General features: G+C 48.9%; 9 protein-coding genes. 4 read left to right on the top strand and 5 right to left on the bottom strand.

The features are described 5' to 3' along the window. The first annotated feature begins 358 nt into the window (after nt 1-358). Together ACN0UY_RS09820 and ACN0UY_RS09815 are read left to right on the top strand one after the other, a co-directional pair. Nucleotides 359-2,656 carry an Ig-like domain-containing protein gene (locus ACN0UY_RS09820; protein WP_417666662.1) on the top strand — a complete coding sequence of 766 codons (2,298 nt, stop codon included), beginning with the start codon at nt 359-361 and terminating at the stop codon, nt 2,654-2,656. Nucleotides 2,657-2,688: 32 nt separating this feature from the next. After that, nucleotides 2,689-4,131 (top strand): OmpA family protein, encoded by a 1,443-nt coding sequence (locus ACN0UY_RS09815; RefSeq protein ID WP_417666660.1) that lies wholly within the window; start codon nt 2,689-2,691, stop codon nt 4,129-4,131. Between the two features lie 60 nt (nt 4,132-4,191). On the opposite strand, the gene ACN0UY_RS09810 is transcribed toward ACN0UY_RS09815, so the two are convergent. Then, nucleotides 4,192-4,956: a Crp/Fnr family transcriptional regulator gene (locus ACN0UY_RS09810; protein ID WP_417666658.1), complete on the bottom strand. Its 765-nt coding sequence runs from the start codon at nt 4,954-4,956 to the stop codon at nt 4,192-4,194. 246 nt (nt 4,957-5,202) lie between these two features. Here ACN0UY_RS09810 and ACN0UY_RS09805 point away from each other — a divergent pair, with 246 nt between their 5' ends. Continuing rightward, nucleotides 5,203-5,763, top strand: coding sequence for a cytochrome b (locus tag ACN0UY_RS09805; protein ID WP_417666656.1), 561 nt, complete (start codon nt 5,203-5,205; stop codon nt 5,761-5,763). 37 nt (nt 5,764-5,800) lie between these two features. Continuing rightward, nucleotides 5,801-6,376, top strand: a complete 576-nt coding sequence (locus ACN0UY_RS09800) for a YceI family protein (RefSeq protein ID WP_417659258.1) — start codon at nt 5,801-5,803, stop codon at nt 6,374-6,376. 31 nt (nt 6,377-6,407) lie between these two features. Here ACN0UY_RS09800 and ACN0UY_RS09795 read toward each other — a convergent pair whose 3' ends face one another. The 4 genes from ACN0UY_RS09795 to hemC are packed head-to-tail and all read right to left on the bottom strand — an operon-like array spanning nt 6,408 to nt 10,484. Further along, complete coding sequence (locus tag ACN0UY_RS09795) at nt 6,408-7,562, bottom strand: heme biosynthesis HemY N-terminal domain-containing protein (protein WP_417666654.1); 1,155 nt, start codon at nt 7,560-7,562, stop codon at nt 6,408-6,410. A gap of 2 nt (nt 7,563-7,564) precedes the next feature. Then, nucleotides 7,565-8,755, bottom strand: coding sequence for a uroporphyrinogen-III C-methyltransferase (locus ACN0UY_RS09790; RefSeq protein WP_417666652.1), 1,191 nt, complete (start codon nt 8,753-8,755; stop codon nt 7,565-7,567). Continuing rightward, entirely contained in the window at nt 8,752-9,546 is a 795-nt protein-coding gene (locus ACN0UY_RS09785; protein WP_417666650.1) for a uroporphyrinogen-III synthase, read from the bottom strand. Before ACN0UY_RS09785 ends, ACN0UY_RS09790 begins: the two co-directional genes overlap by 4 nt. Continuing rightward, nucleotides 9,543-10,484, bottom strand: coding sequence for a hydroxymethylbilane synthase (hemC, locus tag ACN0UY_RS09780; RefSeq protein WP_417666648.1), 942 nt, complete (start codon nt 10,482-10,484; stop codon nt 9,543-9,545). Before hemC ends, ACN0UY_RS09785 begins: the two co-directional genes overlap by 4 nt. Nucleotides 10,485-10,498 lie beyond the last annotated feature (14 nt).

The raw sequence follows: 10,498 nt of genomic DNA, 5'->3' as shown, positions 1-10,498 counted from the left end.
GGTAGTGTGGGGCTTCCCCATGTGAGAGTAGGACACCGCCAGGCTTTAAATCGAGAACCCCGAGCTAACGCTCGGGGGTTTTTTATGCCTAAAAAACAAAAGCGTTACTGGTTATTCGTTATTGGTTACTCGAAGTGGTCTTTTCTTTTTTCGAATAACCAATAACGATTAACGAATAACGTTCTTGCCTTCCCATATGTGCGATAACGTACAGACGACTCTCTGGAATAAGTGGATAGTGGCCACCTGACCGATTTCTAATGCAATCAAGGTCGTAAATGCCCGTACAACTTATACCGAGAGGAAATACCTAATGTGTTCTAAATTATCCATATCAAATCGTATCAACAGGTGGCTGATGCTAGCTGTTTTCGGTACGTTATTAGCTGCGTGCGGCGATAACGGCCCTGATCCTATACTCGGTACTGATGGCAACGTGGCGTTACCACCTGTAGTTACTGAGGTCGCTCCAGCGAACAACGCAACCAACGTTGCAACCGTTGATACCGTAATAACGGTTCAGTTTAATGAACCGGTTAGCGAGCTGACCACAACTGACTTTACGGTTAGCTGTACCAGCCCATGTATCAGCCCTATCGGTACTGTTACCATGAATGACACGAACACCATGGCGACATTTACCGTAACCGATCCGGCGGCTCTTGACGCGTCAACGCTTTATACAGCCACTGTACACAGTGCGCAAAGTATTGCGTCAGGCGTTGCAATGGATGGTCCGTATACTTGGACATTTACCACTGGCGATACAGTTGATGAGGTGCCACCAGAAGTAGCGACAACTCACCCACTTACCACATCGCCAGGGCCAACACCCAATATACCGGTGAATACGACAGTTTTTGCAGTTTTCAACGAGTCTATGCTGGCCTCAACCATTACTGCAACAAGCTTTACGGTTACCTGTGAAGCACCTTGCGTCGAACCCGATGGTGTTATTACCTATGATGCTGAAACGATGACAGCATTATTTACGCCAGCTGACGACCTTGAAGCGGACACCACCTATACAGTTACCGTGAATAGCACTGTAACCGACCTTGCCGGCAACGAACTTGATGGCAATCAAGCAGCGACAGCCCCAAGTGACTATATGTGGCAGTTCACCACAGGCCTTATTCCGGATACAACGCGTCCGCGTGTAACCGTAACAGAGCCATTGACTACGAGCCCAGGCCCGACAAATGACGTTCCTGTAAATACAGCGATTACCGCGATATTTACTGAAAATATGTTGCCGACAACGTTTACCGACACCAACTTCACTTTAACCTGTGAAACGCCTTGTGTGTCTCCGGCTGGTGATGTTTCTTACGTTATTGACTCGCGCAGTGCAGTCTTTACGCCTGAAGCAAACTTGGAAGAAGGAACTACCTATACGGCAACCATTAGCAGTGCGGTTACCGATATCGCAGGCAACGAATTAGCCGGCAATCAAGGTCCTGTGGCCGAAGCTAGCGACTACGTATGGACGTTCACGACCGTCGAAGCCATACCGGTTGTGACCTTGTCAGTTGCTTCAACAGACCCAATGAACGCTGGAATGCTGGAAGTTTGTCCGAATGCCAGCATCAATGCCACCTTTGATATTCCATCAAGCACGCGGCTTAATCCAACCACGGTGAATGACTTAACATTCTTAGTGGTAGAAGATGAAAACCCAGCGAATGCAGTTGTCGCTGAGTCGATCACCTTGGATATCGATACCGGTACCATCATGACCTTTATCCCACAAACTCAGCTTGCTGAGGGTGTAACCTTCCGCGCGACTATTGTTGGTGGACCTGATGGGGTGAAAGACCTGACCGTTCCTGGTAATGAAATGCTAGAAGACTATGTTTGGATATTCACCACAGTCCCAGCGGTAGAAAGCTGCTTGCAGCCGGCCGATCTTAAAACTGTAGCACCTTTCGGCTCGTTTGGCGGCACGTCGGGTGCGACTAATGAAGGCTTACTCACAATTATTAACGGTGACTTGGGCAGTACAGCAGTATCAACGTTGATCACCGGCTTTGTATCTGAACCGGGCTGCGAGTACACCATTACCCCGCTTAATGAAGGCCAGGTGAACGGTAAAATCTTCACCGCACCACCACCACCAACTGTAGCATGTCCACAAGACGGCACAGCAGTTACGGAAGCAATCGCGATACAGGCACGTCTGGATGCTGAAGCGGCATACATCTCGCTAACGCCAGCCAATATGCCGGGTGGTTTAGATCCCGGTAACGATAACTTGGCAAGCCTAACGTTAGCTCCCGGTATTTATACCGCACAAAGTGGCGCGTTCCTTATCCAAGGTGGTGATTTAACACTGGATGCACAAGGCAATCAGAATGCGGTATGGGTGTTCCAAATGGCAACCACACTGACTGTCGGTGGCCCAGGAGCAGACTTCCCACAAAGCGTAATCCTGATTAATGGCGCGCAGGCTAAAAATATATTTTGGCAAGTAGGCAGTGCGGCAACTATTAACGCAGCGGGTGGTGGCACCATGAAAGGCACCATTATTTCGCAGGCAGGCGTCAGCATTTCGACTTCAGGCAATGTCAACATCGTGACCTTAGACGGTCGAGCACTCTCTCTGGGCGCATCCGTTACGGTAGTTAATACCGTGATTAATGTACCAGCAGAGTAATAGACAACACCTATAAGGTTTCAGTGGAGAGTATGATGAAAACCAACAAAATTACACAAGCGATTGCGGCTCTGGCGCTTGCTGGCATGGCATTACCGGCGATGGCACAAGCTCAGGACGGATGGTATATCGGCGCTGGCGGTGGCTTGGCTCACACCCAGATTGATCGATTCGAGATTACCGCGGATTTGAATAACGCGGGATATCAAGTGACGGATTTCCAAGAGGACGAGCGAGACTTCGGCTACAAGCTATTTGCCGGCTATCAGTTCACTAAAAACTTCTCCTTTGAAGGCAGTTACTTTGACCTCGGCGAATTCAGTTACCAAGCAACCACCGTTCCAACGGGTATGAATACTGGCGAACTTGACTTTCGTGGCTGGAGCCTTGACCTGATTGGTATGTTGCCGATGAGCGAACGCTCATCGGTGTATGCTCGCGTTGGTGCGCACAACAGCACCTCGTCAGTTGAGTTTGTCGGTACTGGGGCGGTAAATGTCATCAACCCAAGCTTCCGCAAAACCAGCATGGATCACAAACTCGGTCTTGGCTATCAATACCAAATGAGTGATCACTTTGCTATGCGGCTTGAAGTGGAACGTTACAGCATGGATGACGCCGTGGGTAATCGAGGCGATATTGATTTCTTATCATTAAGCCTTCTTTACCGTTTTGGTGCGCCAAGCCATACAACAACCGCACCACCACGAGATCGTCCGGTGTCAACGCCTGTGCAAACGGCGGCGCCAACTGAACAGTACTGCAGTGCTTTAGAAATCCAGTTTGAAATTGCAAACGATGATATCGAGCGCGTGAATCGTGAGCACATGTTGGTGCTGGCGACCTTCCTTGACAAATATCCTGAAACCAAAGCTGTGATTGAAGGGCATACGGATAATGTAGGGAATGAAGCCGACAATATGCGTTTATCTGAGCAACGTGCACAAGCTGCGGTGAATTACTTGGTACGTGAACATGGCGTAGCCCGCAGTCGATTAACTGCTGTCGGTTATGGCGAGTCACGCCCGATTGCAACCAACACCACAGATACTGGTATGCAAGCTAATCGTCGCATTAATGCAGTGATTGGCTGTGCAACGGATATCGAAGGTCTGCATCCGTTACCAGCTCGGATAACTCTGGCGATGGAACTTGAGTTTGATACCAACGAGTCAACGATTGATCCGAAATACCGCGATCAATTGGAAGCCGTTGCGAAATACTTGAAAACCAATCCTGAGTTAACCGCGACGTTAGAAGGTCACACCGATAACGCCAGCCCAGATATCGCGCAACAAGTATCGCGTGCACGCGCACAAAGTGTTGCCGACTATTTAGTGCGGGAATTTAAGGTTGACCGTTCGCGCTTATTTGTTGAAGGTTTCGGCGGAACACGTCGGACAACTTACAACATTACAGCTTCCGATCGTCAGGAAAACCGTCGTGTGAATATCATCATCGGTTATCCAGAATAAGTTGTAGCATCAGCGTGTGTTCGGTTAAATAGATCTGGGCACACGCTTTTTTTATCAATTCTAATCATGAAAATTATAGTCTTCCGGCAGGTAGCTAAGCAGGCGATCACACTCTGCTTTTACCACTTCATAACACTCACAGCTTAACTGTTCGAGCTTTGCCCGATCAATTACGGTGACAACCCCACGGTGATATTCAATCACGCCAAATTTTTGTAATTTACCTGCCGCCACCGAAACACCCTCACGTCGAACACCCAGCATATCTGCAATTAGTTCTTGCGTCATGGTGAGTACATTTGAAGGGATACGGTCTAAAGAAAGTAATATCCAGCGACAAAGCTGCTGCTCAATGGAGTGGTGTCGGTTGCAGACCGCCGTTTGTGCCATCTGCGTCATAAGCGATTGAGTATAACGAAGCAGTAGATCATGCAGTTGATCGTGGCCTCTAAACTCTTCTTTTAATAATCGAGCCGAAAGTTGGTAAGCATTCCCTGCACTTTGCACCACGGCTCGGTTTGGCGTGCTACCGCCGCCCATAAATAAAGGTAAGCCAAGCATGCCCTCATTGCCCACCACCGAAATTTCAGCAGAGTCGCCGTTAAATAGCACATAGACCAGAGAAATGATTGAGTTGGTGGGGAAATAAACATATTTTTGCTCATCACCGGACTCATACAAGCACTTGCCAAGAGGTAATGTGATGAGTTGCAGATGCGGTTTTAGCCGCTCTCTCACGTCAGCGGGTAATGAACTCAGCAAGTAGTTTTGCTCAAGCGACGGTATCGGGTAATTGCCATCCGGTTGCTGCTTTATAGTGTTCATTTAAGACTCCTGTCTTATTTAGCCCGAAAGCAACGAAATAGAATAGCTGATTATCATAAAAATGTAAAAATAATGTCATTAATTAATCTTTGTTTATGAAGTTAATAGTACGTATTTCATATTCTTACGAATAAATAAATCGGGCAGTTATTCTAAAAAATAGAACTCAATGCGCGATATTTACCAATATTCATTTCATAATGTTGGACTAAAATAGCACTGTACCAATTAATGAGACACCAAACTATGTTCACCAACACACCCAAAAGCTATGGCCTTGTCACCATCGTTATTCATTGGCTCAGCGCATTCATGGTTATCGGCTTATTTGCGCTTGGCTATTGGATGTTGACGCTTGGCTATTATGACAGCTGGTATCGGTTGGGGCCGTGGTGGCATAAGTCATTCGGCATCACCTTGTTGGCGCTGACGGTTGTAAGGTTGGTTTGGAAATTTATGAATCCCAAACCAGAACCACTCGGCAGTCGGTTCGAGCAAATCGGCGCACGCATAGGGCACGGTCTGATTTACACACTGTTGCTGGTAACCATGATCAGTGGTTATCTGATTTCGACAGCCGATGGGCGCGGTATCTCGGTGTTTGACTGGTTTGAAGTGCCCGCGCTTATTACCGGTATTCCTCAGCAAGAAGACATTGCTGGCACTGTACATTGGTACACAGCACTGGCACTCGTTATTGCTGCCGCAGGCCATGCGCTTGCCGCATTAAAGCACCATTTTGTAAATAAAGATTCAACTTTGACCCGTATGTTAGTCGCTAAACGTAGTTACCCGAAGAACGGCTAACGAACAACGAATAACGTTTTATCTAAGGAGATTTATCATGAAAAAATTAGCACTCGCAGCAGTTATTTCAGCGTCATTGTTTGGCGCTACGCAGGCAAATGCGGCGGACTATGTGATTGACACTGACGGCGCGCATGCATTTGTTCAGTTTAAAATTAGCCACTTGGGCTATAGCTGGCTATTGGGTCGTTTCAACGATTTTGAAGGCACCTTCAGTTATGACGAAGCGAACCCAAGCGCAGCCAAAGTGAATGTGACTATTGACGTTGCTAGCCTTGATAGTAATCATGCGGAACGTGATAAGCATTTACGTAGCGGCGATTTCTTTAACGTTGAAAAGTACCCACAGGCGAAATTTGAATCCACCAGCTATGCACCGAATGGTGATGGCACCGGCGTACTTAAGGGTAATTTCACGCTTTATGGAACCACCAAAGAAATCGCGATTGATGTAAAAGAAATTGGTTCGGGCCAAGACCCATGGGGCGGTTTCCGTCGCGGCTTTGAAGGCGCCGTAACGTTAACGCCAGCTGAGTTTGGTATGAATTATGACTTGGGACCAGCTTCTGAAACGGTCGAAATCTTCTTATCTATCGAAGGTATTCGTCAGTAACAGCGTTAGGTAGTGCGACAAAGGCTTGCGGTTAATCCCGCAAGCCTTCTCGGTAACATTTCAGAGCATTTGCGGTATCACCAAGCGCATCATAAGTTTGCGCAAGGTCAAACAGCACCCGTTGTGAAGGGGCAAGGTCTGCAGCACGACGCAAAGCACGTTGCGCTAAAGCATAATCTTTGGTCTGCAATGCCATCTGGCCTATAGCCTGTAACAACAAAGGGTCGTCCGGCTTTTTCTTTAAGCCGTCTTGCACAATGTCACGTAGCTCAGGGCCCGCCACCAATAAATCTTTCTCTAGTAAATATGCGATATCCAGCTCGCCACGTTTCAGTGCGCGCGCCGCTACTTTATCGGCCGCTGCCGTTGCATTGAAGGTTTTCAAGGCGCGCAAATACGCTCGGCGAATTGCTTTGTTACGCCGTTGATCACGCGTCAACGCCTGCCAATAGTCTTGCAATGCGCTGGCACTGCTGCGCCCGGCTTCCAGCATCATATGAAAATAGGTTTCCTCAACCAACTGGTCAAACTCTGTGGCGTTAAATAAATGCTGTTGCTCCGCGGCGGGCAGTAAACCTGCGATGTCACGATAACGGTGTTTATGACGGAGCCCAACAATCGCCTGGCGAAGTAACTCGGGGTGGCGCGGATAATCTTTTAACAGTGCGCGTAACTGAGTTAACCGACTGTCGATGCTTTCTGGATTTTCGCGCAACGCATAAATCATTTCAGCCACGGCTAATTCAGCTGATTGATCAGTATGCGTAAGCCATTCTCGCGCTTGTTTCACATCACCGGTTTGCTGCGCGGCATAGGCTGCTAACAGAGCATCATTCGGTTGTTTACGAAGTTGCCACGCGCGGTTGGCGGCGCGTGAACTGCCAGCATAGTCGCCGTGATTGAGCCCAACCAGCGCATCATGAAAAGCCGTTTCGGCTTTTTGCTGGCGGCGATTGCCAAACCAACGAACACCCCATTTGGTGCCACGAATAAGGCGCCCGATAAACGCGAAAACCGCACGCAAAATAACCACAGCAATAACGAGCAGGATAAGAGCTGCAACCACGCTGGTTTCCACGGTGTATGACCCCACGGAAATAAGCACATAGCCGGTATTACCGGACCATAATGGGCCCAGCAGTAAACCTGCGATAAATAGAACAATAACAACCAAGGCGGTTTTCATGATTAACCTCCCTGATTAACTTGGTTAGCAAGGCGCTCGAGTTGTTGTATAGCGCTTAATTCTGACGGATATTCCGGGCGTAATTGAGTTGCCTTTAGCGCCTGTAACTCACTGAGCAGTTGCGCGAAGTTCGCATCATTTACCTGCCCTTGTAAGGTATTGATAAGGGCCACCGCTTCGTCAATGCTGGCAGTAAACATTGCTTGTGACGCGGTCATTGCCGCTTGCTGTGCAAGTTGCAGTTGCAGCAACAAACGTTGTTGCAGTACATCAAAATACGCATCTGCAATCATTGGCTCAACCGGTGTATCGCGTCGTTGTACATGAATAAATTGCTGCAGCAAGGTGTTAAAGCTGCGTTGAAGATTATCAAGCCAGGTACCATCCGTTGTTTCCGTTTTCTCGGCGCTCGACATGGCGAATTGCTGATACCATGCGCTGCGTGCAACTTGGTCACGTAAGGTGCCTAATTTTAGGCTTACCGCGTCAATCTGACTTGGTGGTAACTGTTCAAGTACGGCAATGTCGTTGGCTAGTGCTTGACGCGCCATACGGTGAGCTGGGTTATCCAGTGCAATAATGTGTGATTCAGCAAGTTGCAGAAATGCCAGTGCAGCATTTGGGTTGTGTTCAATCCAAAGCTTGGTGGCTGCGCGTTCGGCTAAATTACGCGCTTCATAAATACGCCAGTTCGACTCTTGAGAAATGTCCAAGTTAGCAAGTTCAGCCTGTACCGACTGCACCGCCAATTGATAGTCGTCAACGGTTTGTTGTTGCCGACTTAACTGGGCATCAACACGCCGCTCTAAGCCTTCAACGGATGACTGAACTTGTGCGTTAACAGCTTGTTCAAGTTGGTTTAAACGGCCCTGTAGCTCTTTAATAGCGGTTTGTGCAGTATCTTGCTGCGCGGCCATTTGTGTAATTTGTTGCTGGTGCATCGGCCATACATGGCGATAGCCGAACCATGCCGCAGCTATCATAATTGCGGCAAGCAAAGCGACCAACACCCACGCAATAATACCGGAGCGTTTCTTGGGTTTACTGGGGGCCGGCTTTGTTTGCGCTGCAGTAGGTTTGGTCTCAGCAGTTTTCGTAGATGGTTTCGATGTTACTTTGTCATCAGTCGTTTTTGCCGTTGCTTCAGTAGCTGCTTGATCGTTTGCAGGCTTCTGTTTTTTAGACTCACTCATGAACGTTCCTTATGTGCGTGCTGCTGATCCAAGATGTGTTGCCAAGCATCGACTATCGCAAATGGCGTTGCGCTGTGCGCAACCACAGACATTTGCTGCAGGGTTGGCGGTAAGAGTTGTTTTAAGCGCTCGCTGGCCACAATCCAATAGCATTGCGCTAACCAGCTTAATGCTTGCTTGGGTACTGCCGCAAGAAAATAGCCTAATTGCTCGGCACTGGTCACGACAATACCATTAATTTGTTGCTGCCAGGTTGCATACTCAGCCTCACTGAGGGGCTCAGGCGTGCGCTGATACACTTCAAGATAAGTAACCTCAGCACCGCGTGCGCGCAGCGTATCGGCAACCAGTTCGCGACCACCATGGCCGCGCACTAGCAACCAACGTTGCCCGCTAACCTGGCTTAATTCGGGTAATGCGAGCAGCGCGTCGCTATTGTGTTGGCGCCACGGGCAACACACTGGCCGGCCAACAACTTTAGCAATGGCTGTAGCGCTGGTCGGCCCAACGGCATACCAACGCGCAGCGGGCATGGCGCAGTCAGGTGCCCAAGCACGTGCTTGCTGCGCAAAATAGTTTGCCGCATTCACGCTAACCATCATGGCACCATCCCATTTTTGTTGCAAAATGCCGCGCAAACTATGGTTTGGATCGTCGAAGCTGGTGATCTTCACCATGCTTTTATTGATACACGACAACGAGAGATCTAGCTTCGATGCCCGTTGTTGCAGCAGTCTTGCAAGCTCATGGGCTTGCTCTGATGGGCGCAAAAGCAACAGGCTATGGTTCATGACTGTAATTCGTTCTCCGCATAAACGTCGTTGAGAATTTTACCGGCACCACGTGACAATAAGTATTCAGCAAGCTCCGTTCCCAGCGCTTCAGCATGGTCACGATGGCCTTTAATATCGCCTTCGATAATTTCACTGCCATCAGGGCGCCCAACTAAACCGCGTAGATGCAACTGGTCTCCGTGTAATTCCGCATAGGCACCAATTGGAACTTGGCAGCCACCTTGTAAGCGGCGATTCATGGCGCGCTCGGCAAGTACACAGCTGCGTGTGTCGTTACAGGTTAATGGGTCTAACAAGGCTTTCGTGGCCGTATCATCGCTACGGCACTCAATACCGAGCACACCTTGCCCGTTAGCCGGCAAGCATAAATCAGCTGGAATACGTTGCTTAATCCGCGCGCTCAAATCTAAGCGGATAAGCCCTGACGCAGCCAAGATAATGGCATCGAACTGGCCTTCATCGAGCTTACGCAAACGCGTTTGCACATTGCCACGCAAATCGTGCACCACCACGTGTGGGAAATTAGCCAGAATTTGGCACTTCCGACGTAAGCTACAGGTGCCGACAACAGCGCCTTCCGGCAAATCTTCTAACTGGGCATAATTATTGGACACAAACGCGTCACGCGGATCTTCCCGTTCGCAAATTCCGAACAACTCGAGCCCATCTGGAAATTCAACCGGCAAGTCTTTCATTGAATGCACAGCGAGATCGGCCTGCCCTTCTAGCATGGCGACTTCGAGCTCTTTCACAAACAACCCTTTACCACCGATTTTTGCCAGCGGGGTATCCAAAATTACGTCGCCGCGTGTGCTCATGGGCAACAGCTCAACGGCTAAGTTTGGATGCAGTTGCTCTAAACGCGCTTTGATGTGTTCAGCTTGCCACATGGCCAGCAAGCTTTTACGCGTTGCGATGCGTAGTGTTTTACTCATTATGCTGCTCTATT

This window comes from Pseudidiomarina sp., from assembly GCF_048268165.1.
GTDB lineage: Bacteria > Pseudomonadota > Gammaproteobacteria > Enterobacterales > Alteromonadaceae > Pseudidiomarina.
This window is presented reverse-complemented; position numbering and strand designations above follow the sequence as displayed.

What these genes read in the sequence shown, in the direction of transcription:
- ACN0UY_RS09820 (WP_417666662.1), top strand. Translation starts at nt 359, where the DNA reads ATGCTAGCTGTTTTCGGTACGTTATTAGCTGCGTGCGGCGATAACGGC.
- ACN0UY_RS09815 (WP_417666660.1), top strand. Translation starts at nt 2,689, where the DNA reads ATGATGAAAACCAACAAAATTACACAAGCGATTGCGGCTCTGGCGCTT.
- ACN0UY_RS09810 (WP_417666658.1), bottom strand. Translation starts at nt 4,956, where the DNA reads ATGAACACTATAAAGCAGCAACCGGATGGCAATTACCCGATACCGTCG.
- ACN0UY_RS09805 (WP_417666656.1), top strand. Translation starts at nt 5,203, where the DNA reads ATGTTCACCAACACACCCAAAAGCTATGGCCTTGTCACCATCGTTATT.
- ACN0UY_RS09800 (WP_417659258.1), top strand. Translation starts at nt 5,801, where the DNA reads ATGAAAAAATTAGCACTCGCAGCAGTTATTTCAGCGTCATTGTTTGGC.
- ACN0UY_RS09795 (WP_417666654.1), bottom strand. Translation starts at nt 7,562, where the DNA reads ATGAAAACCGCCTTGGTTGTTATTGTTCTATTTATCGCAGGTTTACTG.
- ACN0UY_RS09790 (WP_417666652.1), bottom strand. Translation starts at nt 8,755, where the DNA reads ATGAGTGAGTCTAAAAAACAGAAGCCTGCAAACGATCAAGCAGCTACT.
- ACN0UY_RS09785 (WP_417666650.1), bottom strand. Translation starts at nt 9,546, where the DNA reads ATGAACCATAGCCTGTTGCTTTTGCGCCCATCAGAGCAAGCCCATGAG.
- hemC (WP_417666648.1), bottom strand. Translation starts at nt 10,484, where the DNA reads ATGAGTAAAACACTACGCATCGCAACGCGTAAAAGCTTGCTGGCCATG.